This window comes from Streptomyces sp. NPDC001135 (genome assembly GCF_053598395.1).
This window is the reverse complement of record NZ_JBSFKD010000048.1, coordinates 35,638-61,389: the sequence shown is the minus strand read 5'-3', so window position 1 is coordinate 61,389 and position 25,752 is coordinate 35,638. Positions and strand designations below refer to the sequence as shown.

The window sequence follows — 25,752 nt, the reverse complement described above, 5'->3', positions numbered from 1 at the left end:
ACCCGTACACCGGTGTGACCCGGCACTTCGAACCCGCCGCAGCCACCGCGGGCGTGTGGTGGCTGACCAGGGTCGAGGACCGCAACCACAACCACATCACCCTCGAACGCGACGCGGACGACACCCTGCTGGAGGTCACCCACTCCGGCGGCTACCGGCTGACACCGACCTGCTCCGAGGGCACCGGCCGGGTGACCGCCGTGCACGTCCTGACCGAGGACGGGCCGGTGCGGCTGCGGGCGTACCGCTACGCCGGGAGCGGCGACCTGGCCGAGGTGATCAACGCCGTCGACGCGACCACCCACTTCACCTACGACTCCGCCCACCGCATCACCGGCTGGCGCGACAGCAACGACACCGTCTTCACCTACACCTACGACGACCGGGGCCGGGTCACCGCCACCCAGGGCAGCGGCGGCTTCCTCACCTCCCGCATCGCATACGGCGATCCGGACGCCGACGGCACCACCACCGTCACCTACACCGACTCCCTGGGCCACGCCACGACCTACCGCGCCAACCCGCGCGGCCAGATCGTCGCGATCACCGACCCGCTCGGGAACACCACCACCCAGACCTGGGACGACCGGGACCACCTCCTCACCCGCACCGACCCCCTGGGCCACACCGTGGTCCACCGCTACGACGACGCGGGACGGCTGGTCGCGGTGGTACGCCCCGACGGCACCGAGACCACCGCGGAGTACGGCCGGTTCCCGCAGCCCGCCACCGTCCGCACCCCCGACGGCCACACCACCCGGTACACATACGACGAGCGCGGCAACCGCACATCCATCACCACCCCCACCGGCCACACCACTCACTTCGCCCACGACGAGGCGGGCCGCCCGACCAAGGTCACCGACCCGCTCGGCAACGTCACCACCATCCGCTGCAACCAGGCGGGCCTGCCCGAGGAGATCACCGATCCGCTCGGCGCGGTCACCCGCCAGACCCATGACGCCCTCGGCCGCCCCGTCACCCGCACGGACCCCACGGGCGCGACGACCCGGCTGGAATGGACGCCCGAGAACCGACTGGCCCGGCGCACTCTGCCGGACGGTACCCGCGAGTCCTGGACCTACGACGGCGAGGGCAACTGCACCACCCACATCGACCCGCTCGGCGGCGAGACCCGTTTCGAGTACACCCACTTCGATCTGCTCACCGCCCGCACGGCCCCCGACGGCGTACGCCACGAGTTCGGCCACGACACCGAGCTGCGCCTCACCCAGGTCACCAACCCCCAGGGCCTCAAGTGGACCTACAGCCACGACGCGGCGGGCCGCCTGGTCGGGGAGACGGACTTCGACGACCGTGCGCTCACCTATCGGCACGACGCCGCGGGCCGGCTGGCCGCCCGCACGAACGCCCTGGGCGAGACCACCGTCTTCGAGCGCAACGCCCTGGGCCAGATCGTCCGCAAGGACGCCGCCGGCCAGGTCACCACCTACGCCTACGGCGCGAGCGGCCGCCTCGCCGAGGCCACCGGCCCCGACGGTACCCGTCTGTCCATCGTCCGCGACCAGTACGGACTCGTCCGCTCGGAGAGCGTGGACGGCCGTGAACTCACGTACCACTACGACGAGTTGGGGCGTCGCGTCGGGCGGACGACCCCCACCGGCGCGACCACCACATGGTCGTACGACGCTGCGGGCCGCCGTACCGGCCTGGTCGCCTCCGGCCGCTGCGTCGACATCTCCTACGACGCCGCGGGCCGCGAACTCACCCGGCACGTCGGTAACTTCCTCACGCTGCACCACACGTACGACACGCTGGGCCGACTCGCCACCCAGTCGGCCGTCGGCCGCGACGACCGCACCCTCCAGCGCCGGGCCTACACCTACCGCGGTGACGGTCTTCTCGCCGCCCTCGACGACCGGTTGAACGGCTCGCGCCGCTTCGACCTCGACCCGGCCGGCCGCGTCACCGCCGTCCACGCCGAGAACTGGACCGAGAGCTACGCCTACGACGCCGCCGGCAACCAGACGCAGGCCTCCTGGCCCGCCCCGCACCCCGGCCAGGAGGCCAACGGCGAGCGCGTGTACACCGGCACCCGCATCACCCGCGCCGGCAACGTCCGCTATGAGCACGACGCGCTGGGGCGGATCACCCTGCGCCAGAAGACCCGGCTGTCGCACAAGCCGGAGACCTGGCGCTACCGGTGGGACGCGGAGGACCGGCTCGTCCAGGTGACCACCCCGGACGGTGCCCGCTGGCGCTACACCTACGACCCGCTCGGCCGTCGCACCGCGAAGCTCCGCCTCGGCGCCGACGGCGACACGGTGGTCGAACGCGTCGACTTCACCTGGGACGGCACGACGCTGTGCGAGCAGACCACGCGCGCCCCCGACCTGCCGCACCCCGTCACCCTCACCTGGGACCACCAGGGCCTGAGGCCGATCGCCCAGACCGAGCGCATCACCGCGGCCGACGCCCCGCAGCAGGAGATCGACTCCCGTTTCTTCGCGATCGTCACCGACCTCGTCGGCGCGCCGCGCGAGCTCGTCGACGAACACGGTGACATCGCCTGGCGCACCCGCACCACCCTGTGGGGCACCACCACCTGGAACAAGGACGCCACCGCCTACACGCCCCTGCGCTTCCCCGGCCAGTACAGCGACCCCGAGACGGGCCTGCATTACAACTACTTCCGCCACTACGACCCGGAGACCGCCCGCTACCTCACCGCCGATCCCCTGGGCCTCGCCCCCGCACCGAACCCGCAGACGTACGTGCCGAACCCCCAGCACTGGGCGGATCCACTGGGCCTCGCGCCCGAGTGCGGGGAGAGGGAGTTCTACACGGTCCAGGACCGCGAGAACGCGGCCCGGCTGCGGGCGGACGGAACCCCGTGGCCCACCGACGAGCACCGGGCTCACCTGGGCCCCGGAGTGTACTCGTGGGGTTCACGGGAAGAGGCGGAACGCTACGCGGAGCTCCTGCGGAACAGGCGCGGGGCCGACGTGGAGATCATGCCGTTCCGCGTCAGCGAGTCGGACCTGGCCGCCATGAACCAGGCCCACGTGGGCACCATGAGCGACACCGAGATGGACGAGTTCATCGATCGGCACAGCATCATGTACGGGCGTGGCGAACCCCATGACCACGACTACATCTCCCGTCCCACCAACATGGGAACAGAGCACTATTTCCACTCCCGGGTCTTCGGTCGGCTGAGATTCCTCTGAGGACGGAGAAGAGAGACCAGACGTGGCATTCACCTACATCTACAAGAGGCGTATCGGCTCGTGGGGGCTCGTCGCCCGCGTCACCCTCGACGTCCAGCTCATGGACGAGCCGCCGCTCGCGGGGCGCAGAATCGACGACTCACGCGTCTGGTGGCTGCCGCCGCGGGGCATCCCCTCGACGGACGAGAAGTGGATGGCGTTCGGCCTCGGACTGGTGGCCGGGCAGCTGGACGCTTGGAGAGACGGCGCCGATGCCCTCTTGGTACGCGTGGACGACTGGGACGTACCCATGCTCACGGACTACCAGGACGAAGTCGCCGCCGCGGCTGTCATCGAGTGCCTGCGGGAGAACTGCGGCATCGACGGCGTCGACATCGGCCTGACCTTCGACCGGGAGAGGAATCGCTACCGGTTCACCTGGGACGGCGCGTCGGCGGAGCCGGGCCCGGGCTGATCAAGAACGCGGGTCGATGTCTTCGCGTTCGCGTTCATCTCGGTGGCGGTCGGTATCCGGTCGTCGTCGGTCCGGCCGGGGGCGGTCATGCCACCCGGTGGCCGTTCTCCAGCTCCGCCGTGCCGGAGCCGGCCGTGAGGACGTCCAGGGCGGTCAGGACGCGGCGGCCGGGGGCGCCGGGCAGGTGGGCGGTGATCTCCTCGCGCGGGACCAGGCGCCAGGAGAGCAGTTCCGCCTCCTGCAGGCGGATGGCCTTGAGGTCGGCGTCGGCGAGGACACCGCCGTCGTACAGGTACGCCACCAGCGGAGGCCGGCCCTCGCCGTGCACCCAGTCCACGGTCAGCAGCCGGCCGAGCCGCCGGTCGAGCCCGATCTCCTCCAGCGTCTCCCGGCGGGCGCCCTCACGCGGTGTCTCCCCGTCGTCCGACTCGATCGTGCCGCCCGGAAGCGCCCAGCCGTCGCGGTAGTTCGGCTCGACCAGCAGCACACGCCCCTCGGCGTCCCGGAAGAGCGCGGCGGCACCGGCGAGGACACGGGGCAGGCTCGCGATGTACGTGGCGAAGTCACCAGTCGTGGTCATTGGGGAAGGGTAACCAGCCCCCGTACGGCTACGGTGCGGCCGTCGCCAGGCGCACGGTGCGTTCCGCCAGCGCACTGATCCGTACGCCGTCGAAGCCGAACACCGCGCTCCGTACCGTGTCCTCGAGCGGATCCGTCCACTGGGCGGGGATCGCGTCCGCGCCGGTGCGGACACCCGCCACCGAGCCGGCCGTCGCGCCGTTGGAGTCCGTGTCCAGGCCGCCGCGCACGGTCAGCGCGATGGTCCGGGTGAAGTCGCCGTCGCCGTACAGCAGCCCGGCGGTGAGGACGGCGGCGTTCGGGACGGTGTGGATCCAGCCGAGCCCGGCGGTCTCCGCGGACACCGTGGCCAGGGTCTCCTCCCAGGGCAGCCGGGTCTCGTGCAGGCTCATGACCCGCCGTACGGTACGGGCCAGGCGGCTGCCCGCCGGGACGACGGCGAGCGCGCTGTCCAGCGCGTCCCGCACGGTCGGCGCGGTGAACGCCGCCGCGATCAGCGCGGCCGCCCACATCGCGCCGTAGACGCCGTTGCCGGTGTGCGAGAGCACCGCGTCCCGGCGGGCCAGGGCGGCGGCGCCGGCCGGGTCCCCGGGGCGGGTCCAGCCGTGGACGTCGGCGCGGATCAGTGCGCCGATCCACTCCTGGTACGGGTTGTCGTACGTCGCCGTCAGCGGCGGCTTCAGCCCGTTGGCGAGGTTGCGGTACGCCGCCCGTTCCGCGGTGAAGGTCTGCAGGTACGGCAGCCTGAGCAGCCACAGGTCGCCGACCTGCTCGGTGCTGAAACCGAAGCCGTGCGTCTCCAGCAGGTGCAGGCCGAGGATCGCGTAGTCGACGTCGTCGTCCCGGCAGCTGCCGTGGATCCGGCCGCGCACGCAGCCACGCCACTCCGGGCGCAGGACGGCGGTCTCGGCCGGGTCGGCGGGCTCGGGCAGGTAGTCGGTGAGCGGCAGGGCCTCGGCCTTGCGCAGGTAACGGTCGATGCGCTCGCGCGTCCACACCTCGCCCTGCTCGACCGGCTTGCCGAGCATGTTGCCCGCGATCCGGCCGAGCCAGCCGCCGTGGATGCGGTCGGCGAGGGCGGCGGGCCCGGAGCGCTGGCTGGTCATGGCTGGGGTCTACCCGTTTTCCCCCGGTTGTTCCCAGGCCCTTCCCAGCCTTCGGTCGGGGCATGACGGCGAGGGTGTCCTCCGGTTAAGGTCGCAGCGGCGCGACTGGCCCTGACGTGCGCGGGGCCCGGAGAGCAAGGGGAAAGCAAGGTGGCGGACGCTGCAGTGAACGAGACCCGTCGGGTGCTCATCGCCGCGGACAAGTTCAAGGGCTCGCTGACGGCCGTGCAGGTCGCCGAGCGGGTGACGGCCGGGCTGCGCCGGGTCGTGCCGGATCTCCGCGTCGAGGCGCTGCCCGTGGCCGACGGCGGCGACGGGACCGTGGACGCGGCGGTCGCGGCCGGTTTCGAGCGGCGGGAGGTCCGGGTCGCCGGACCACTGGGCCAGGAGGTGCCGGCCGCGTTCGCGCTGCGCGGCGACACCGCGGTGGTGGAGATGGCCGAGGCGAGCGGCCTGCAGCGCCTGCCTGCCGGTGTCTTCGCGCCCCTGACGGCCTCGACGTACGGCTCCGGCGAGCTGCTGCGGGCCGCGCTCGACGCGGGCGCGCGGACGATCGTGTTCGGCGTCGGCGGCAGCGCCACGACGGACGGCGGCGCGGGCATGCTGGCGGCGCTGGGCGCCCGGTTCCTGGACGAGGACGGGGAACCGGTGCCGCCGGGCGGCGGTGGCCTCGCCGACCTGGCGCGGGCGGATCTGTCCGGTCTGGACGCGCGGCTGTCGTCCGTGGAGCTGGTGCTCGCCAGCGACGTCGACAATCCGCTGACCGGGCCGAAGGGCGCGCCGGCGGTGTACGGCCCGCAGAAGGGCGCCTCCCCGGACGACGTGGAGACCCTGGACGCGGCGCTGGCCCACTTCGCCAAGGTGCTGGAGGCGGCCGTCGGGCCGCGTGCCGCCGAGCACGCGGCGGCACCGGGCGCGGGCGCGGCGGGAGGCATCGGCTACGGCGCGCTGCTGCTGGGGGCCCGGTTCCGGCCGGGCATCGAGGTCATGCTGGACGTCCTCGGCTTCGCGCCCGCGCTGGAGCGGGCCTCCGTGGTGATCACCGGTGAGGGGTCGCTGGACGAGCAGACGCTGCACGGCAAGGCACCGGCGGGGGTCGCCGCGGCGGCCAGGGCCGCCGGCAAGGAGGTCGTGGCGGTGTGCGGGCGGCTGGCGCTGTCGCCGGAGGCGCTGCGGGGGGCGGGGATCTCCCAGGCGTACCCGTTGACGTCCGTCGAGCCGGACGTCGCCACGTGCATCGCGGACGCGGGGCCGATTCTCGAGCGGGTCGCCGCCCGTATCGCCGAGGACCACCTGCGCTGAGGTCGCCGGGGGCTGTGCCCCTCGGCCGCGAAGGCCCCGCCTCCCGGCGAACGCCCGCTCCCGGGAGCGGGCGGCCGGGACGGCGCCTTCTCCGCCTGCCGGGTCGGGTGGTGGCGGGCATGGGACGGGGCTCGGGGGGGGCATGCCCGGGGCGGCCGGCGGAGCCGGGCAATCTGGCGAACGTCCTGATCGACGCCCGGCAACGGCAGGAGGCGGCCCGTCTGCTGAGAAGCTGCCTCGACGGCTACCGCCGCGTGTTCGGCCCCGGCCACCCCCTGGTCCGCTCGGCCACCGAGCGCCTCGACTGGCTGCGCGACCACCCGGCCCAGCGGCTGCCCCGGTCCCGTCTCGGAAAGACCGGCAAAGGCGAAGGGCCCCGGACCAACCCGGTCCGGGGCCCTTTCGGCTTGCGGCCCGCGGCTACGGCACCTGCGCCGCGCGAGCCTCGCGGCGGTTGTCGCGGAAGTTGTTCACCCGGCGAGCCGTGGCGAACAACGGAATCACGGCGCCCATGACCAGCTGCAGCGCACAGCCCGTCTGCAGCAGGAGCTGGCCGCTCGGCGCGTCGAAGGCCCACGCCGCCAGCAGGCCCATGGACAGCACGATCCAGGACAGCATGGCCCCCGCCAGGCGCCCCCTCGGCTTCGGGTACTCCACCCGGCTCACCATCAGCCAGGCCGTACCGAGAATCGCCAGCAGCGTCGCCACGAAGGGCAGCTCCAGCAGGACGATGGAGACCACCGTCAGCGCTCCGAACGGGCTGGGCATGCCCTGGAACATGCCGTCCTTCATCGTCACGCAGGAGAACCGGGCCAGACGGAGCACGACCGCCAGGAGCACCACGATCGCCCCGACCGCCGCCACCCGCTGGTGCGCGTCGTCCGCGACCATGCCGTAGACGAGCACGAAGTACGCGGGCGCCAGCCCGAAGCTGATCAGGTCGGAGAGGTTGTCCAGCTCCGCGCCCATGGGGGACGAGCGCAGCTTGCGGGCCACCAGTCCGTCGAACAGGTCGAAGACGGCGGCGCACAGCATCAGGATGACGGCCGTGGCGGCGCTGTGCCGGGCCATGCCCGCGGACTCGTCATTGCCGGTCAGATGCGGGATCAGGATGCCGGTGGTGGTGAAGTACACCGCCATGAAGCCGCACGTGGCGTTCCCCAGGGTGAGGGTGTCCGCTATCGACAGGCGGAGCGAGAGGGGCATCTCCTCCTCTTCGTCCACCTCGTCGGCCTCGGGCACCCAGCCCGCCTGGGTCTCCGGATCAATCACGGTCAATGCGAGTCACCCCAGCCACGGTCTTCTGTCCGACCTCGACCGCGACCTCCACGCCCTCGGGCAGGTAGAGGTCGACACGCGAGCCGAAGCGGATCAGACCGATACGGTCGCCCTGCTCGACCTTCGTGCCCTCGGGGATGTAGGGCACGATGCGGCGGGCCACCGCGCCGGCGATCTGGATCATCTCGATGTCGCCGAGTTCGGTGTCGAAATGCCAGACTACGCGCTCGTTGTTCTCGCTCTCCTTGTTGAAAGCCGGAACAAAGCCGCCGGGGATGTGCTCGACGGACGTCACCGTGCCCGCGAGGGGCGCGCGGTTGACGTGGACGTTCAGCGGGCTCATGAAGATCGCGACGCGGGTGCGCCCGTCCTTCCACGGCATGATGCTCTGCACCACACCGTCGGCGGGCGAGATGACCCGGCCCGGGGCGATCTCGCGCTCGGGGTCGCGGAAGAACCACAGCATGCCCGCCGCGAGCGCGGTGGCGGGCACGGCCACGGCCCGGGCCGCGCCGGAGCGTCGGGCGCGGGCCAGGCTGAGGGCTGCGGTGGCGACGGTCGGGAGAAGCCACGGCGATGCTCCGCGCGCGAGGCGTACGCCGGCTCGGCTGTCGCGAGGTGCAGAGGTTTGGCTGTGGGGCATGGATGACCTTCGTAGCGGATGATGCCGCGCTGGACGGGGGACGGCGGCTTTCCGGGGATCGTACCGGTCGCGGGCTGCAACTGGGCAAGCCAGGCTGCCGAGTCGACGGCCGAAGTACGTCTACGGGGTGTGATCTTCTTCTCGAAGAAAACACCCCGTACCCGGACATTCAGCCCTGGAACCGATACTCTTCGAGCAGTCGGCGGCCGATGATCATTTTCTGGATCTCGGCGGTGCCTTCACCGATGAGCAGCATCGGGGCCTCCCGGTAGAGGCGCTCGATCTCGTACTCCTTGGAGAAGCCGTACCCGCCGTGGATGCGGAAGGCGTCCTCCACGACCTCCTTGCAGTACTCGGAGGCCAGGTACTTCGCCATGCCCGCCTCGAGATCGTTTCGCTCTCCCGAGTCCTTTTTGCGTGCGGCGTTGACCATCATCGCATGCGCGGCCTCGACCTTGGTGGCCATCTCCGCCAGCTTGAACTGGATGGCCTGGTGCTGGGCGATCGGCTTGCCGAAGGTGTGCCGCTGCTGGGCGTACTGCACACCCAGCTCGAAGGCGCGCTGGGCGACGCCGCAGCCGCGTGCCGCCACGTTGACCCGGCCGACCTCGACGCCGTCCATCATTTGGTAAAAACCTCGGCCGGTGACCCCGCCGAGCACCCGATCGGCCGGAACGCGCAGACCGTCCATGATGAGCTCGGTCGTGTCGACGCCCTTGTAGCCCATCTTCTCGATCTTGCCGGGAATGGTCAGGCCCGCGCGGACCTCGCCGAAGCCCGGCTCCTTCTCGATCAGGAAGGTCGTCATGGACTTGTGGGGCGCGGTGCCCTCGGCGTGTCCTTCGTCACTCCGGACGAGCACGGCCACGAGCGACGACGTACCGCCGTTCGTCAGCCACATCTTCTGGCCGTTCAGGACGTACTCGTCGCCGTCCTTCACCGCCTTCGAGGTGATCGCCGACACATCGGAGCCCAGGCCCGGTTCCGACATCGAGAAGGCGCCCCGGATGTCGCCGGCCGCCATGCGCGGCAGGAAGTGGTCCTTCTGCTCCTGCGTGCCGTGCTGCTTGAGCATGTACGCGACGATGAAGTGCGTGTTGATGATGCCGGACACCGACATCCAGCCCCGGGCGATCTCCTCCACGCACAGCGCGTAGGTGAGGAGCGACTCGCCCAGACCCCCGTACTCCTCGGGGATCATCAGGCCGAAGAGGCCGAGCTCCTTCAGGCCGTCGACGATCTGCTGCGGGTACTCGTCGCGGTGCTCCAGCTCGGTCGCGACCGGGATGATCTCCTTGTCGACAAAGTCACGGACCGTCGAGAGGATCTCCTGCTGGACGTCGGTCAGACCGGCGGTCTGGGCGAGGCGCGCCATTACTTCTCCGTGTTCTTTTCCGCAGGTGCGGTCAGCTCCGGGCGGCCGGGCTGCTCGCCGCCGCGCTCCTTGATGTACGTCTCGGTGGGCACCATGACCTTGCGGCGGAAGACGCACACCAGGGTGCCGTCCTGCTTGTAGCCCTTGGTCTCGACGTAGACGATGCCGCGGTCGTTCTTCGACTTCGACGGCCACTTGTCGAGCACGGTCGTCTCGCCGTAGATCGTGTCGCCGTGGAAGGTCGGCGCCACGTGCTTGAGGGACTCGATCTCCAGGTTGGCGATCGCCTTGCCGGAGATGTCCGGCACGGACATACCGAGCAGCAGGGAGTAGATGTAGTTCCCGACGACGACGTTCTTGCCGAAGTCCGTCGTCTTCTCCGCATAGTTCGTGTCCATGTGGAGCGGGTGGTGGTTCATGGTGAGGAGACAGAACAGGTGGTCGTCGTACTCCGTGACCGTCTTGCCCGGCCAGTGCTTGTACGTCGCCCCGACCTCGAACTCCTCGTAGGTGCGTCCGAACTGCATCGCGCTCAGGGCTCCTTAGCTGGCGGGGATCTCGAACTTCGACGTGCGCTGCATGCCGGCGGCCCGGCCCTTGCCCGAGATGACCAGGGCCATCTTGCGGCTGGCCTCGTCGATCATCTCGTCGCCGAGCATCGCGGAGCCCTTCTTGCCGCCCGCCTCGGACGTGTAGTAGTCGTACGCGTCCAGGATCAGCTCGGCGTGGTCGAAGTCCTCCTGGGAGGGCGAGAAGATCTCGTTGGCCGCCTCGACCTGGCCCGGGTGCAGCACCCACTTGCCGTCGAAGCCCAGGGCCGCGGCGCGCTGGGCGACCTCGCGGTAGCCTTCGACGTTGCGGATCTGCAGGTAGGGGCCGTCGATCGCCTGGAGGTTGTTGGCGCGGGCGGCCATCAGGATCTTCATCAGGATGTAGTGGTAGGCGTCCGCCGGGTAGCCGGGCGGCTGCTCGCCCACGACGAGGGACTTCATGTTGATGGAGGCCATGAAGTCGGCCGGGCCGAAGATGATCGTCTCGACGCGCGGGGAGGCCTGCGCGATCGCGTTGACGTTGTTCAGGCCCTGCGCGTTCTCGATCTGCGCCTCGATGCCGATCTTGCCGATCTCGAAGCCCATCGTCTTCTCGATCTGGGTCAGCAGGAGGTCCAGCGCGACGACCTGCTCGGCCGTCTGCACCTTCGGCAGCATGATGCAGTCCAGGTTCTGGCCCGCGCCCTCGACGACCGTGACGACGTCCCGGTACGTCCACTCGGTCGTCCAGTCGTTGACGCGCACGACCCGCGTCTTGCCCGTCCAGTCGCCCTCGTTGAGGAACTTGACGATGGTGTGCCGCGCCTCGGGCTTGGCGAGCGGCGCGCACGCGTCCTCCAGGTCCAGGAAGACCTGGTCCGCCGGGAGACCCTGCGCCTTCTCCAGGAAGCGCGGGTTGCTGCCCGGTACGGCCAGGCAGGAGCGCCGCGGGCGAAGGCGGTTGACGGTCGTCATGCGGGGACCTCCAGGGGGTCGAGCTTGTTCGCTTTCCGGATCTCGTCGACGATCGCGCCGATGATTCCGGTGATGTCGAAGTCCTTCGGGGTGAAGACGGCGGCCACTCCGGCGGCCCTGAGCTGGTCGGCGTCACCGTTGGGGATGATGCCACCTGCGATCACGGGTATATCTGTGGCGCCGGCCACACGCAGCCGTTGGAGCACGTCCGGCACCAGCTGGGCGTGCGAACCGGAGAGGATCGACAGGCCCACCGCGTGCACGTCCTCGGCGAGGGCCGCGTCCACGATCTGCTCCGGGGTGAGCCGGATGCCCTGGTAGACCACCTCGAAGCCGGCGTCACGCGCGCGTACGGCGATCTGCTCGGCGCCGTTGGAGTGCCCGTCCAGGCCCGGCTTGCCGACCAGGAAGCGGAGCTTGCCGACGCCCAGGTCACGGGCGGTGGCGTCCACCTTGGCGCGGACCTCGGCGAGCGCGGAGCCCGGCTCGGCGGCGACGGCGACCGGCGCGGAGGAGACCCCGGTGGGCGCCCGGAACTCGCCGAACACCTCGCGCAGGGCACCGGCCCACTCGCCGGTCGTGACCCCGGCGCGGGCGCACTCCAGCGTCGCCTCCATCAGGTTGTCCGTGCCCTTGGCGGCCTCCTTCAGCCGTTCCAGCGCCTTGCAGGGGCGCGGGTGGTTGAAGGGTGGCTGGTAGCGCGTGTCGCGCCAGTTCTGCAGCGAGGCGATGACCCGGGCCTCGACCGCCGGGTCGACCGTCATGATCGCGGTGTCCAGGTCGGCCGTGAGCGGGTTCGGCTCGGTGCCCTCGAAGGCGTTGACACCGATGATCTTCTCCTCGCCGGACTCGATCCGGGCCCGGCGCTCGGCGTGCGAGGAGACCAGCTGGGACTTCAGGTAGCCGGACTCCACGGCGGCCATCGCGCCGCCCATCTCCTGGATGCGGTCGATCTCGGCGAGGGACTCCTCGACCAGGGCGTTCACCTTCGCCTCGATGACGTGCGAGCCCTCGAAGATGTCCTCGTACTCCAGCAGATCGCTCTCGTAGGCCAGCACCTGCTGGATGCGCAGCGACCACTGCTGGTCCCAGGGCCGGGGCAGGCCGAGCGCCTCGTTCCAGGCGGGCAGCTGCACGGCACGCGCGCGTGCGTCCTTCGACAGGGTGACGGCCAGCATCTCCAGCACGATCCGCTGGACGTTGTTCTCCGGCTGCGCCTCGGTCAGGCCGAGGGAGTTGACCTGGACGCCGTAGCGGAAGCGGCGCTGCTTGGGGTTCTCGATGCCGTACCGCTCACGCGTGATCTTGTCCCAGATGCGGCCGAACGCCCGCATCTTGCACATCTCCTCGATGAAGCGGACGCCCGCGTTCACGAAGAAGGAGATGCGGGCGACCACGTCACCCATGCGCTCCTGCGGCACCTGGCCGGAGTCGCGGACGGCGTCGAGGACGGCGATCGCGGTGGACATCGCGTACGCGATCTCCTGCACCGGCGTGGCCCCGGCCTCCTGCAGGTGGTAGCTGCAGATGTTGATCGGGTTCCACTTCGGGATGTGGGAGACCGTGTACGCGATCATGTCCGTCGTCAGGCGGAGCGACGGCCCCGGCGGGAAGACGTGCGTCCCCCGGGACAGGTACTCCTTGACGATGTCGTTCTGGGTCGTGCCCTGGAGCTTGGTGATGTCCGCGCCCTGCTCCTCGGCGACGACCTGGTAGAGCGCCAGCAGCCACATGGCGGTGGCGTTGATCGTCATCGAGGTGTTCATCTGCTCCAGGGGGATGTCCTGGAACAGCCTGCGCATGTCACCGAGATGGGCCACGGGCACGCCCACCCGGCCGACCTCGCCGCGGGCGAGGATGTGGTCCGGGTCGTATCCGGTCTGCGTCGGCAGGTCGAACGCCACCGACAGACCGGTCTGGCCCTTGGCGAGGTTGCGCCGGTACAGCTCGTTGGACGCCTCCGCCGTCGAGTGGCCGGCGTACGTCCGCATGAGCCACGGACGGTCCTTCTGACGCTCTGTCATCTATGGCTCTCAGACGTTGCGGAAGCGGTTGATGGCGTCGATGTGCTTGGCGCGCATCTCCTCGTCACGCACACCGAGGCCTTCCTCGGGGGCGAGGCAGAGCACGCCGACCTTGCCCTGGTGCAGGTTGCGGTGGACGTCGTAGGCCGCCTGGCCGGTGTCCTGCAGGGCGTACGTCTTCGAGAGGGTCGGGTGGATCTTGCCCTTGGCGATGAGGCGGTTGGCCTCCCAGGCCTCGCGGTAGTTGGCGAAGTGCGAGCCGATGATCCGCTTCAGCGACATCCACAGGTAGCGGTTGTCGTACTCGTGCATGTAGCCCGAGGTCGACGCGCACGTGGTGATGGTGCCGCCCTTGCGGGTGACGAAGACCGAGGCGCCGAAGGTCTCGCGGCCGGGGTGCTCGAAGACGATGTCGATGTCCTCGCCGCCGGTGAGTTCGCGGATGCGCTTGCCGAAGCGCTTCCACTCCTTCGGGTCCTGGGTCCGCTCGTCCTTCCAGAACTTGTAGCCCTCGGCGTTGCGGTCGATGATCGCCTCGGCGCCCATGGACCGGCAGATGTCCGCCTTCTGGTCGCTGGAGACGACGCAGATCGGGTTGGCGCCGCCCGCCAGCGCGAACTGGGTCGCGTAGGAGCCGAGTCCGCCGCTCGCACCCCAGATCAGGACGTTGTCGCCCTGCTTCATCGCCGCGCCGTTGCGGGAGACCAGCTGCCGGTAGGCGGTGGAGTTGACCAGGCCCGGGGCCGCGGCCTCCTCCCAGCTGAGGTGGCCCGGCTTCGGCATCAGCTGGTTGGACTTGACGAGCGCGATCTCGGCGAGGCCGCCGAAGTTGGTCTCGAAGCCCCAGATGCGCTGCTCGGGGTCGAGCATCGTGTCGTTGTGGCCGTCGGAGGACTCCAGCTCGACGGACAGGCAGTGGGCCACGACCTCGTCGCCGGGCTTCCAGGCGTTGACGCCCGGGCCGGTGCGCAGGACGACGCCCGCGAGGTCGGAGCCGATGATGTGGTACGGCAGGTCGTGCCGCTTGGTCAGCTCGCTGACCTTGCCGTAGCGCTCCAGGAATCCGAACGTGGACAGCGGCTCGAAGATCGAGGTCCACACCGAGTTGTAGTTGACCGAGGAGGCCATGACGGCCACCAGGGCCTCGCCCGGGCCGAGTTCGGGCACGGGCACCTCGTCGAGGTGGATCGACTTGCGCGGGTCCTTGTCGCGGGTCTCAAGGCCCGCGAACATCTCCGTCTCGTCCTTGTGCACGGTGATCGCGCGGTACGAGTCGGGGAGCGGCAGGGCGGCGAAGTCGGCGGACGTGGCGTCCTTCGACTGGATCGCGTCCAGGATGTCCTTCACGGTCACGGTGTTGCCTCCGGCGGTGAGCGCCCTGAGGGAGGGGCGCTGGGGGTTCGTCGGTGCTGCGATGAGTGCTGCTGAGGGTTTTTCGTGTGTGCCGTCGGTTCGGCTCGGTGGTGCTTCGGCAGCGCTTTGTGGCGCGGGAGGTTGCCTGTGACGCAGGCGTCCGGGCGCGCAAGGCCATGGCTTGCGGGGACAGCCGGCGAGCGGGCTTTCTCTGCTCGCCGGCCGCCCGGACACCTTCAACGTATGACACCGCGTGTCAGGTGACAAGGCACTGAGTGCCAGAACTTGCCCTCAGATGAAATCTTTACGTAACAAATGAGCGATGATCGATCGAACGGCCCCTGAAATCTGCTGGAAAACGGCCCCTGACATGGCAAAACGGCCACCCGGAAGGGTGGCCGTCATCACAGCCGGCCGAGCGGCCGGAGCAGCGGGGGAGCGGGCTCAGTGCTCCTTCAGCGCCTCCTCGATGGTCCGCATGACCTCGTCCAGCGGGGCGTCGGTGCGGGCGACCGTGACGAGGACCTCGCCGTGCGCGGACACCGCCGCCGGGACCGTCGCCGCCGGCCTGGGTGCCGTGCTGCGGCCGGCGCCGATGCCCGTGCCGAACGTCTTGCGCACGATCGCGAAGGCGTGGTCCAGCTGTGACTCCACGTCCCCCTGGCCGCCCGCCCGCAGCCAGCGCCTGAGGACGTGGTTGTGGGCGGTGACGACCGCGGAGGCGGCGACCTCGGCCAGCAGCGGGTCGTCGTTGGCGTCGTCGGCGTGCGCGTGCTCGTCGAAGTGGCCGAGGAGGTAGCGGGTGAACAGGCGCTCGTAGCGGGCGACGGAGGCGATCTCGGCCTCGCGCAGGGTGGGCACCTCACGGGTGAGCTTGTAGCGGGCGACCGAGATCTCCGGCCGGGCCGCGTACATCTTCATGACTTCCTTGATGCCGCGGCACACGGTGTCGAGCGGATGCTCGTGCGCGGGAGCGGCGTTGAGGACCGCCTCGGCGCGGATCAGCGTGTCGTCGTGGTCCGGGAAGATCGCCTCTTCCTTGGAACGGAAGTGGCGGAAGAAGGTACGGCGGGCGACCCCGGCGGCGGCCGCGATCTCGTCGACGGTGGTCGCCTCGTACCCCTTGGTCGCGAACAGCTCCATGGCTGCGGCCGCCAGTTCTCGGCGCATCTTGAGCCGCTGGGCGGCGGCGCGACTGCCTGCGGCACTTTCCGGCGCGTCGGGCGTAGCTGGTGTACGGGAGGACTTGGCGGGCTGGGACATGACCCGAACGTACTGCATGTGCGCAGTTCGGTGTGCGGGTGAGGGGTTTCTCCCGCCCCGGGGGCCGCCCCCGCCCCAGGAGGGCGGGGGCACGTCCGCGGGGCCGAGCAGTCCGCCCCAGTCCGTTTCCGTGTGCGACCAGTCGCCGGCGCCGTCAGCGGCGGGCATACTCGCGGAAGCCGCGGCCGGTCTTGCGGCCGAGGCAGCCCGCGGCCACCAGGTGCTCCAGCAGCGGGGCCGGGGCGAGGCCGGGGTCGCGGAACTCGCGGTGCAGGACCTTCTCGATGGCCAGCGACACATCCAGACCGACCACGTCCAGCAGCTCGAAGGGGCCCATCGGGTAACCGCCGCCGAGCTTCATCGCCGCGTCGATGTCGTCCAGGGACGCGTAGTGCTCCTCGACCATCTTGATCGCGTTGTTCAGGTACGGGAACAGCAGCGCGTTCACGATGAAACCGGCCCGGTCGCCGCAGTCCACCGCGTGCTTCTTGATCCTCGCGCACACCTCGCGGACGGTCGCGTGGACGTCGTCGGCCGTCAGCACGGTCCGCACGACCTCCACCAGCTTCATCGCCGGCGCCGGGTTGAAGAAGTGCATGCCGGTCACGTCCTGCGGGCGCGAGGTGGCGCGGGCGCAGGCCACGACGGGCAGCGAGGAGGTGGTGGTGGCGAGGACCGCGCCGGGCTTGCAGATCTTGTCCAGCGTGGCGAACAGCTGCTGCTTGATCTGAAGGTCCTCGGCGATCGCCTCGACGGCCAGGTCGACGTCGGCGAAGGCGTCGTACGAGCCTGCCGGGGCGATCCGGTCCAGGATCTGGGCGGCGGCCTCGGCGGTCAGCCGGCCCTTGTCGACAGAGCGCGAAAGCGACTTGCCGATCCGGTCCTTGGCGGCCCGGGCCTTCTCCTCGCTGCGGGCGGCCAGGACGACGTCGTAGCCCGCCTTGGCGAACACCTCGGCGATGCCGGAGGCCATGGTGCCGGAGCCGGCGACGCCCACCGAGCGGACTTCGCGGCCCTGGGCCGTCGCGCCGTCGGTGACCGGGGTCAGCGCGTCCGGCACGACCGTGGCGCTGCCCGGCGCCGCGTAGCTGTAGAAGCCCCGCCCGGACTTGCGGCCGGTCAGACCCGCCTCGCTGAGCTGCTTCAGGATCGGGGCCGGGGCGTGCAGCCGGTCGTGGGACTCGGCGTACATGGCCTCCAGGACCGTACGCGCGGTGTCGATGCCGATCAGGTCCAGCAGTGCGAGCGGGCCCATCGGCAGGCCGCAGCCGAGCCGCATCGCCGCGTCGATGTCCTCGCGGGAGGCGTACCGCGCCTCGTACATCGCGGCGGCCTGGTTGAGGTAGCCGAAGAGCAGGCCGTCCGCGACGAAACCGGGACGGTCGCCGACCGCGACCGGCTCCTTGCCCAGTTCGAACGCGAGGTCCGTGACCGCGGCGACGGCCTGCGGCGCGGTCAGCACCGAGGACACCACCTCGACCAGCCTCATCGCCGGGGCCGGGTTGAAGAAGTGCAGGCCGAGCACCCGCTCGGGGCGGGCCGAGTCGGCCGCGAGCCGGGTGACGGACAGCGCGTTGGTGCCGGTCGCGAGGATCGTCTCCGGGCGGACGACGCCGTCCAGTTCGCGGATGATCTGCTGCTTGATCTCGTACGACTCCGGGGCCACCTCGATGACGAGGTCGGCGTCGGCCGCCGCGGTGAGGTCGGTGCCGGTGCGGACCCGGGCGAGGGCCTCGGCGCGCTCCTGCTCGGTGAGCCTGCCGCGCTCGACGCAGCGGGCGGTGGAGGCCTCCAGGGCGGCGAGCGACTTCGCGGCCTGGGCCTCGCTGACGTCGATGCCGATCACCTCGCGGCCTGCCTTCGCGAGGACCTCGGTGATGCCGGTGCCCATGGTGCCGAGGCCGACGACGGCGATCGTCTTGAACGGGGACACGGGGGTGCCGGACTGGGGGGACAGGGGAGTGGCCATCGCGGGACTCCAGGAATGAGGGTGACGACGAGGAACGCGCCGGGTGCGCCGAGGGGCGCACCGCGGAGCGGAAAGGAGTGCGGGTGTTGCGGGCTGCGAGCGCACACGCCCGGTAGTGCCGGTGCCATGGACGATGCACACGCCCGTGAGCGGCACTCGGCAGGGAATCCGACCGGCCCTGTCCCGGAGCCGGGTCGTACTGCGGTACACGTACGTACCGAACCGACCTCTCCCACTGCCCGGAAGGGCGCGGGGGATGCCCCCGGCGGCGGCCGCGTCACCAGACCGTCGCCAGCGGAAGTGCGAGTGGGTAACTCGCTCGTCTGAGCTTAACCGGCCAGTAACGAGCGCGCCAGCCCTCGGCCGGCACCGGACTTTGTGATGTAGCTCCCTCCGGCCCCGCCACCCGCCTACGCTGGCCTTCGTGGACGAAGAGTTGCGATCACTCACGGAGCGCTTACGGCAGGAGTCGCACGGCTCGGCGGCGTTCGACCGGCTGCTGGCGACCGAGGACCACGCCGAACTCGCCGAGGTGCTCACCGCGCCCGGACAGCCGCTGTGGGCCAGGGAACTGGCCGCGTTCCGGCTCGGCCTCGCGGGCGACCGGCGTGCCTTCGAGTCCCTGGTGCTCCTCCTCAACCACCGCGACCCCCCGCGCTGCGCCAGTGCCGCCTACGCCCTCGCCCGCCTGGGCGACCCCCGCACGGCCCGCGCGGCGGCGGCCCTCGCGACGAACGAACTGCGTGTGGCCTACGCCCTGCACCCGGTACGGCTGCTGGCCGAACTCGCCGCGCCCGAGTCCGTGCCCGCCCTGATCACCACCCTGGAACGCCGCCTGCGCCCGCACGACCCCTACCGCCGGGTCGCCCTCGCCTGCGTGGCGGGCCTCGGCACCCTCGCGGACCCCCGCGCCCGCCGGGTCCTCACCGAGGCCCTGGCCCACCCGGCCCTGGCCGAGGCGGCGGTGCACGCACTGGCGCGGATCCCGCCGCAGGAGGAGCCGCGGTGACCGCCGGTCACACCGGGCCCCTTTCGTCCGGGAGGACGGCGGCCGGATCCCGGAGGAGTGCCACCTGACGGTGGACCCCCCGAGCCCCTCCGAGTCCTTCCCCGCTCAGTCGCCCACCACCGCGAGCGCCTCGATCTCCATCAGGAACTCCGGCGCCACCAGTGCGGCCACCTGTACCGCGGAGGACGCCGGGAGGCGGTCGTCGGGTATGTGGGCGGCGCGGGCCGCGCGGATCGCCGGGAGGTGAGCCGTGTCGGTGACGAAGTACGTCAGCTTGACGACGTGTTCGAAACCGGCGCCGGCCGCGGCCAGGCAGCGCTTCAGGTTCTCGAACACCTGGCGGGCCTGGGCCGCGGGGTCGCCCTCGCCGACCGGCTTGCCCTGCTCGTCCAGGGCGAGTTGGCCGGAGACGGCGACGAAGCGGCCGCTGGCCGAGACGACATGGCTGTACTGGGCCGCGGGGGCGACGCCGTCCGGGGCGGCGATCCTGGTCGGTTCACTCATGGCCCCATGATGGACCGGCCCACTGACAACGGCCGTTGCCGGGTTGCGGTCTGCGCTCGTCCCACGCCCCCGCGGGGGTGGAGCGCCACCTGAGCGGCCAAGCGCCTAGCGGAAGCCCAGCAAGCCGTGCAACGTCCGCCCCCGCGACACGGCCGACGCCGCCTTCGGGGCCACCGGCTTCGGGTCGGGGGACTTCGCGCACACGGCGTCGGCGACCCCCGTGCCCCGCGGGACCCGGCCGTCCGTCAGATACGCGGCCAGATACCCGTCCAGACAGTCGTTGCCGCTCAGCGTGATGCCGTGGTTGCCGCCGCCCTCCTCGACCACCAGGCTGGACCCGGCGAGCCGACGGTGGACCGTGACACCGCCCGGGTACGGCGTGGCCGCGTCGTCGGTCGCCTGGAAGAGCAGCACCGGCGGCAGCCCGTCGTTGGTGATGTCCACCGGCTCGCGCCGCGCGGTCGGCCAGAACGCGCACGGTGCGTTGTACCAGAGGTTGTTCCAGGCCATGAAGGGCGCCTTGGCGTACACCGCCCAGGCGTCCGTGCGCCACTGCCGCCAGTCGCCGGGCCAGGAGGTGTCACGGCACTGCACCGCCGAGTAGACGCTGTAGCCGTTGTCACCGGAGCCGTCCACGGCACCGAGGTCCTCGTACGCCTCCACCAGCGGCCCGGTCTCCTTGTCGCGCGCGTACGCCGCGAACGCCTCGGCGAGGTCGGGCCAGTAGCCGTTGTAGTAGCCGCCGGGGATGAACGTGTCCTCCAGCTCCGAGGCGCCCACCTCGCCGCCGGCCGGTTTCTTCGCCAGGGCCGCCCGCATCGCGTACCACTCGGCCTCGACCTTCTGGGGGTCCCTGCCGAGGTGGTACGTCCCGTCGTACCGGGCGATCCAGGCCATCAGCGCGCGGTGGCGGTCGTCGAAGGCGTAGTCCTGGCCGAGGTTGTCCGCGTACCAGACGCCGGTCGGGTCGACGATCGAGTCAAGCACCAGGCGGCGGACCCGCTGCGGGTACAGCCTCGCGTACACCGCGCCCAGGTAGGTGCCGTAGGAGTAGCCGAAGTAGCTGACCTTCGGCGCGCCGACGGCCGCGCGGATCAGGTCCATGTCGCGCACGGTGCTGACCGTGTCGATGTACGGCAGCACGTCGGCGTACTTGCGGCCGCAGGCGGCGGCGAAGGACCGGGCGCGGTCCAGGTTCGTCCGCTCCAGCGCGGCCGTGGCGGGCACGGTGTCCTGGCGGACCGTCCTGAAGTGACCGGGTGCGCAGTCCAGGTCCGGGCTGCTCGCGCCGACGCCGCGCGGGTCGAAGCCGATGACGTCGTACTGCGCCGCCACGTTCCCGGGCAGTGCCGAGGCGACGAATCCGGCGAGGTCCAGGCCGCTGCCGCCGGGCCCGCCGGGGTTGACCAGCAGCGGGCCCTGGGAGGTCCGCGCGGTGTGCGGGACGCGGGAGAGGGCGAGCGTGATCTGCCGGCCCGACGGGTCGGCGTGGTCCAGCGGCACCTTGAGGGAGGCGCACTGGAGCGTCGGGTACTCGTCGGTGCCGCACTTCGTCCACGCGAGCCGCGCGGCGGGGGCGGCCGGGGCGGCCTGCGCGGGCAGGGCGGTGACCGAGCCCGCCAGCACGGCGGCGGCTGCGCACAGCACGGCTGCGCGTGTTCTCATGCGTCCTCCCGGGACGGAGGTTCGGCGGGCCGGAGGATCACCCCTCTCGCCGGATCGTCCCGGAATCAGCGCTCTGAAGAACGCTTCATAGGCATAGTTGACCCGTTTGGGTTGCCCGAAGCCCTCGAACGCCCTGGTACGGGGCTGGGCGGGGCCGTCCCCTGGAGGCGGCCCTCACAGGAGCGTCAGCTGCGTCGGCCCGGGCACGCCGGCGGGCTCCGCCGGGCGGATCCGGCGGGCCAGGCCCGCGCGCGTGGGGCCGATCCCGTACTCCTGCGCCAGCTCGTGCACCTGACGGGTGATCCGGCGCTGGTACCACCTGGGGGCGTAGGCGCCCTCCGCGTACAGCCGCTCGTAGCGCCGCACCAGGTGCGGGTGGTGCCGGCCCAGCCAGGCCATGAACCACTCCCGCGCACCGGGGCGCAGATGCAGCGTCAGCGGCGTCACCGAGGTGGCCCCGGCCGCCGCTGTCGCCCGTACCGTGGCGCGCAGCTGGTCCGGACGGTCGCTCAGGAACGGGATCACCGGCGCCATCAGCACCCCGCAGCCGATGCCGTGGTCGCCCAGGGCGCGTACGACGTCCAGCCGGCGCTCGGGCGCGGGTGTGCCCGGCTCCACCGTGCGCCACAGCTCGGTGTCGAGGAAGCCGACGGAGACCGAGATGCCCACGTCCGTCACCTCGGCCGCCCGGACCAGCAGGTCCAGGTCGCGCAGGATCAGGGTGCCCTTGGTGAGGATCGAGAACGGGTTGGCGTGCTCGGTCAGGGCGCCGATGATGCCCGGCATCAGCCGGTAGCGGCCCTCCGCGCGCTGGTAGCAGTCGACGTTCGTGCCCATCGCCACGTGATCGCCCTGCCAGCGCCGGGAGGCCAGCTGGCGGCGCAGCACCTCGGGCGCGTTCACCTTGACGACGATCTGGGTGTCGAAGCCGATGCCGGTGTCGAGGTCAAGGTAGCCGTGCGTCTTCCTGGCGAAGCAGTACACGCACGCGTGCGTGCAGCCGCGGTAGGGATTGACGGTCCACTCGAACGGCATGCGCGAGGCGCCCGGCACCCGGTTCAGCACCGAGCGGGCCCGGACCTCGTGGAAGGTGATCCCGCGGAACTCGGGCGTGTCGAAGGTGCGGCTGACGACGGCGTCCGAGCCGAACAGCGCGGTCCCGGCCCGGCCGTGTTCGGTTTCCTCCGTGAGGTTCTCCCAGCGCATGACGCCCTCCTCGCTAGCACTGCGCACACAATAGAACATGTGTTCCCATGATCGTGCGACCCCCGATTTGGGCGGCCGGGCACCGGGGTGGTTGGCTTGCCCCCACCCCGAGAAACGCAGGTCCTGGAGGAATGCAATGGCGCAGGTCGAGGCCACTACGGAGCGGGTCGTCGCGGCGGACGCGGAGAAGGTGTTCGACGCCCTCGCCGACTACCGCGGCACGCGGCACAAGCTCCTGCCCGAGCACTTCAGCGAGTACGAGGTCCGCGAGGGCGGCGACGGCGAGGGCACCCTCGTCCACTGGAAGCTCCAGGCCACCAGCAAGCGCGTGCGCGACTGCCTCCTGGAGGTCAGCGAGCCCACCGACGGCGAGCTGGTCGAGAAGGACCGCAACTCGTCCATGGTCACCACCTGGCGCGTCACCCCCGCCGGCGAGGGCAGCTCCCGGGTCGTCGTCACCACCACCTGGACGGGCGCCGGCGGCATCGGCGGCTTCTTCGAGAGGACCTTCGCGCCCAAGGGCCTCGGCCGGATCTACGACGCGGTGCTCGCCAAGCTGGCCGCCGAGGTCGAGAAGTAGGCCGGGAGGCCGACCCCTAATTCCGGGACGGTGAAGGGGCTTTGACCTCCGGGGGGTCCCCGGGGGACCCCTTCACCGGTTCGAGTGGACCTCCCGCTCGTCCCGAACCGTGCCGTAACTCGCCGAAGTTGTTCGCAGTTGTCGCCTTACGCGGGAAATGTGACAGGTGCGACGAGGGGAGCGGTACGTGGGCGGGACGACTCTGATGCGGGACGAGCCGCGCACGGCGCCTCCCGCCGCGCCCGCGACCCCAACGGCCCAGGCCGGCGAACTCGGCGCCCGCCGCGTGCGGCTCGTGTTCTTCGGGCTGATGCTCGCCCTGCTGCTCGCGGCCCTCGACCAGATGATCGTCGCGACCGCGCTCCCGAAGATCGTCGGCGAACTGCACGGCCTGGACCGGATGTCCTGGGCGATCACCGCCTACCTGCTCACCTCCACCGTCGGCCTGCCGCTGTACGGCAAGCTCGGCGACCTCGTCGGCCGCAAGGGCGTCTTCCAGTTCGCCATCGCCGTCTTCGTCGTCGGCTCCGCGCTCGCCGGCCGGTCCCGGTCGATGGACCAGCTGATCGCCTTCCGCGCGCTCCAGGGCGTCGGCGCGGGCGGGCTCATGACCGGCGTGCAGGCGATCATCGCCGACATCGTGCCGCCCCGGCGGCGCGGCCGCTACACGGGCCTGATCGGCGCCGCCTTCGGGCTCGCCTCCGTCGCCGGGCCGCTGCTCGGCGGCTACTTCACCGACCACCTCTCCTGGCGCTGGTGCTTCTACCTCAACGTCCCCTTCGGCCTGGTCACCCTCGCCGTCATCACCCTCGTCCTGAAACTCCCCAGGCCGCTCAGCCGCGGACGCCTCGACGTGCTCGGCGCGCTGCTCCTCGCCGCCGCGTCCACCTGCCTGGTCCTGCTGACCAGTTGGGGCGGCACCGAGTACGCCTGGGACTCACGGCAGATCACCGGCCTCGGCGCCGGCGCGTCCGCCGCCGTCGTCCTCTTCCTCGTCGCCGAGCGCTTCGCCGCCGAACCCCTCATCCCGCTGCGGCTGTTCCGCGACCCCGTCTTCAACGTCAGCGGCCTGGTGGGCCTCGTGACCGGCGTCGCGCTGTTCGGCGCCGCCAGCTACCTGCCGACCTTCCTGCAGATGGCCGACGGGGCCAGCGCCACCGGGTCCGGGCTGCTGATGCTGCCCATGATGGCCGGGATCGTCGGCGCCTCCGTCGTCGTCGGACAGCTCATCAGCCACACCGGCCGCTACAGGCTCTACCCCGTCCTCGGCGGCGCCGTCTCCGCCGTGGGCATGTGGCTGCTCTCCCGCCTCGACGCGGACACGCCCCGGCTGCACTACAGCATCTGGATGGCCGTCCTCGGCGCCGGCATCGGCACGGTGATGCCTGTCCTCGTCCTCGCCGTGCAGAACTCCGTACAGCCCGCCGACCTCGGCACCGCCACCAGCGCCAACAACTACTTCCGGCAGATCGGCGGCAGCGTCGGCGCCGCGGTCTTCGGCACCCTCTTCACGAACCGGCTCACCGCCGCCCTGCGCAGGGAACTGCCGCCGCGCACCGGCGCCCGGCTGGCCGACCCCCAGTCCATCACCCCCCACGCGGTCCACGCGCTGCCCCCGGCCCTGCGCGACGGCTACATCCGCGCCTACGCCGACGCGATGCCCCGGATCTTCCTCTACCTCGTCCCGGTGCTCGTCCTCGGCGTGATCGTCGCCTTCTTCCTCAAGGAGAGACCACTGGTGTCCCACCACACCACCGAAACGGAGCCGGAGACCGAGCCTGACCCCGGGCACCCGCCGATCCCGCAGGCCCGCACGCCGTACGCCGCCGCGGTCCCCGTCCGCGGCACCGTGCGGCACCCCGACGGCACCGTGGTGCCCCGCGCGGCCCTCACCCTGATCGACGTCGCCGGAGCACAGATCGGCCGGGGCGCGAGCGGCGAGGACGGGCGGTACGCGCTCGGCACGCCCGGCCCCGGGGCGTACGTGCTCATCGCCGCCGCCGGCGGCCACCAGCCGCAGGCCGTCTCCGTCACCGTGGGCGAACGGCCCGTCGAACTCGACGTGGTCCTCGGCGGCGCCGGGCGCCTCGCCGGCAGCGTGCTCACCGCCGACGGCACCCCCGTGCGCGACGCCACCGTCACCCTGACCGATGTGCACGGCGAGGTCGTCGCCACCACCCGCAGCGGACGCGAGGGCGGCTACGTCATCACCGAGCTCGTCGCCGGCGAGTACACCCTCGCCGCGAGCGCCCCCGCCTTCCGCCCGGCCGCCCTCCCGGTCACCGTGCAGGCCTCCCGGGAGACCCGGCAGGACGTCGAACTCGCGGGCGGCGCCGTGCTGAGGGGCACCGTCCGCACGACCGGCGGACGGCCCGTCCAGGACGCGCGCGTCACCCTCCTGGACGCCACCGGGAACGTCGTCGACACCCTCACCACCACGACGGACGGAGCGTTCCGGTTCGTCGACCTCTCGTCCGGCGAGTACACCGTCATCGCCGCCGGTTACCCGCCGGTCGCCACCGTCCTCCAGGTCGCGGGCGGGGGCCGTATCGAACGGGACCTCCAGCTGGGCCACGAGGACCGAGCGGGCTGAACGGGGGCGCGCGCAGGGCGCTGAGCTGCGCGCCGGTGCGATCAGGTCGGACCAATTCGGGGATTGCCACACATCGCGACCAGCCGCCGCCGTACCGTAGTGGCGGGCGGCACAGATCGTTTGCGTACAGCCGTGGGGAGAGAGGGCCTGGGC

At 71.3% G+C, this 25,752-nt stretch carries 21 protein-coding genes; 7 read left to right on the top strand and 14 right to left on the bottom strand.

Annotated features, from left to right (window positions below):
- Positions 1 to 3,191: RHS repeat-associated core domain-containing protein (locus ACWC94_RS38555; RefSeq protein ID WP_450801967.1), on the top strand; the 3,191-nt coding region annotated here is incomplete at its 5' end.
- A 22-nt stretch (positions 3,192 to 3,213) separates the two neighbouring features.
- Entirely contained in the window at positions 3,214 to 3,645 is a 432-nt protein-coding gene (locus ACWC94_RS38550) for a hypothetical protein (RefSeq protein ID WP_450801966.1), read from the top strand.
- An 85-nt stretch (positions 3,646 to 3,730) separates the two neighbouring features.
- On the opposite strand, the gene ACWC94_RS38545 is transcribed toward ACWC94_RS38550, so the two are convergent.
- The gene (locus tag ACWC94_RS38545) at positions 3,731 to 4,225 is read right to left on the bottom strand and encodes an NUDIX domain-containing protein (RefSeq protein ID WP_450801964.1); all 495 of its coding nucleotides are present in this window, start codon (positions 4,223 to 4,225) and stop codon (positions 3,731 to 3,733) included.
- Between the two features lie 28 nt (positions 4,226 to 4,253).
- Positions 4,254 to 5,330 (bottom strand): ADP-ribosylglycohydrolase family protein, encoded by a 1,077-nt coding sequence (locus ACWC94_RS38540; protein WP_450801963.1) that lies wholly within the window; start codon positions 5,328 to 5,330, stop codon positions 4,254 to 4,256.
- A 165-nt stretch (positions 5,331 to 5,495) separates the two neighbouring features.
- Between ACWC94_RS38540 and ACWC94_RS38535 the strand changes: the two genes are divergently transcribed.
- A complete protein-coding gene (locus ACWC94_RS38535; RefSeq protein WP_450801962.1) occupies positions 5,496 to 6,632 on the top strand; it encodes a glycerate kinase in 1,137 nt (378 codons plus the stop codon).
- A gap of 119 nt (positions 6,633 to 6,751) precedes the next feature.
- Positions 6,752 to 7,147: a tetratricopeptide repeat protein gene (locus tag ACWC94_RS38530; protein ID WP_450801961.1), complete on the top strand. Its 396-nt coding sequence runs from the start codon at positions 6,752 to 6,754 to the stop codon at positions 7,145 to 7,147.
- Here the strand turns inward: ACWC94_RS38530 and pssA are convergent.
- The 9 genes from pssA to ACWC94_RS38485 form a co-directional block, all read right to left on the bottom strand.
- Complete coding sequence (gene pssA, locus ACWC94_RS38525; protein ID WP_450801970.1) at positions 7,053 to 7,874, bottom strand: CDP-diacylglycerol--serine O-phosphatidyltransferase; 822 nt, start codon at positions 7,872 to 7,874, stop codon at positions 7,053 to 7,055. The genes ACWC94_RS38530 and pssA overlap by 95 nt on opposite strands.
- A 22-nt stretch (positions 7,875 to 7,896) precedes the next feature.
- Positions 7,897 to 8,553, bottom strand: a complete 657-nt coding sequence (locus tag ACWC94_RS38520) for a phosphatidylserine decarboxylase (protein WP_363217069.1) — start codon at positions 8,551 to 8,553, stop codon at positions 7,897 to 7,899.
- Between the two features lie 169 nt (positions 8,554 to 8,722).
- Positions 8,723 to 9,928 (bottom strand): acyl-CoA dehydrogenase family protein, encoded by a 1,206-nt coding sequence (locus ACWC94_RS38515; RefSeq protein ID WP_450801960.1) that lies wholly within the window; start codon positions 9,926 to 9,928, stop codon positions 8,723 to 8,725.
- Positions 9,928 to 10,455, bottom strand: a complete 528-nt coding sequence (locus ACWC94_RS38510; RefSeq protein ID WP_067303517.1) for a MaoC family dehydratase — start codon at positions 10,453 to 10,455, stop codon at positions 9,928 to 9,930. Before ACWC94_RS38510 ends, ACWC94_RS38515 begins: the two co-directional genes overlap by 1 nt.
- A 15-nt stretch (positions 10,456 to 10,470) precedes the next feature.
- Positions 10,471 to 11,433: an HpcH/HpaI aldolase/citrate lyase family protein gene (locus tag ACWC94_RS38505; protein ID WP_450801958.1), complete on the bottom strand. Its 963-nt coding sequence runs from the start codon at positions 11,431 to 11,433 to the stop codon at positions 10,471 to 10,473.
- Entirely contained in the window at positions 11,430 to 13,457 is a 2,028-nt protein-coding gene (locus ACWC94_RS38500) for a protein meaA (RefSeq protein WP_450801957.1), read from the bottom strand. The genes ACWC94_RS38505 and ACWC94_RS38500 overlap by 4 nt, the downstream gene beginning before the upstream one ends.
- Before the next feature lie 9 nt (positions 13,458 to 13,466).
- Positions 13,467 to 14,804 carry a crotonyl-CoA carboxylase/reductase gene (gene ccrA / locus ACWC94_RS38495; protein ID WP_450801969.1) on the bottom strand — a complete coding sequence of 446 codons (1,338 nt, stop codon included), beginning with the start codon at positions 14,802 to 14,804 and terminating at the stop codon, positions 13,467 to 13,469.
- Between the two features lie 450 nt (positions 14,805 to 15,254).
- The gene (locus tag ACWC94_RS38490; RefSeq protein WP_450801955.1) at positions 15,255 to 16,073 is read right to left on the bottom strand and encodes a TetR family transcriptional regulator; all 819 of its coding nucleotides are present in this window, start codon (positions 16,071 to 16,073) and stop codon (positions 15,255 to 15,257) included.
- 154 nt (positions 16,074 to 16,227) lie between these two features.
- Complete coding sequence (locus tag ACWC94_RS38485) at positions 16,228 to 18,042, bottom strand: 3-hydroxyacyl-CoA dehydrogenase family protein (protein WP_450801953.1); 1,815 nt, start codon at positions 18,040 to 18,042, stop codon at positions 16,228 to 16,230.
- A gap of 424 nt (positions 18,043 to 18,466) precedes the next feature.
- Here ACWC94_RS38485 and ACWC94_RS38480 point away from each other — a divergent pair, with 424 nt between their 5' ends.
- The gene (locus ACWC94_RS38480) at positions 18,467 to 19,051 is read left to right on the top strand and encodes an adenylosuccinate lyase (protein ID WP_450801951.1); all 585 of its coding nucleotides are present in this window, start codon (positions 18,467 to 18,469) and stop codon (positions 19,049 to 19,051) included.
- A 105-nt stretch (positions 19,052 to 19,156) separates the two neighbouring features.
- On the opposite strand, the gene ACWC94_RS38475 is transcribed toward ACWC94_RS38480, so the two are convergent.
- From ACWC94_RS38475 to ACWC94_RS38465, 3 genes are all read right to left on the bottom strand, one after another.
- Positions 19,157 to 19,555: a RidA family protein gene (locus ACWC94_RS38475; protein WP_450801950.1), complete on the bottom strand. Its 399-nt coding sequence runs from the start codon at positions 19,553 to 19,555 to the stop codon at positions 19,157 to 19,159.
- A gap of 105 nt (positions 19,556 to 19,660) precedes the next feature.
- A complete protein-coding gene (locus ACWC94_RS38470; RefSeq protein WP_450801948.1) occupies positions 19,661 to 21,220 on the bottom strand; it encodes an alpha/beta hydrolase in 1,560 nt (519 codons plus the stop codon).
- A gap of 174 nt (positions 21,221 to 21,394) precedes the next feature.
- Positions 21,395 to 22,426, bottom strand: a complete 1,032-nt coding sequence (locus tag ACWC94_RS38465; RefSeq protein WP_450801946.1) for an Rv2578c family radical SAM protein — start codon at positions 22,424 to 22,426, stop codon at positions 21,395 to 21,397.
- Positions 22,427 to 22,562: 136 nt separating this feature from the next.
- Here ACWC94_RS38465 and ACWC94_RS38460 point away from each other — a divergent pair, with 136 nt between their 5' ends.
- Positions 22,563 to 23,006 (top strand): SRPBCC family protein, encoded by a 444-nt coding sequence (locus ACWC94_RS38460; protein WP_450801945.1) that lies wholly within the window; start codon positions 22,563 to 22,565, stop codon positions 23,004 to 23,006.
- A gap of 187 nt (positions 23,007 to 23,193) precedes the next feature.
- A complete protein-coding gene (locus ACWC94_RS38455) occupies positions 23,194 to 25,599 on the top strand; it encodes an MFS transporter (protein WP_450801944.1) in 2,406 nt (801 codons plus the stop codon).
- The last annotated feature ends 153 nt before the right edge of the window (positions 25,600 to 25,752 follow it).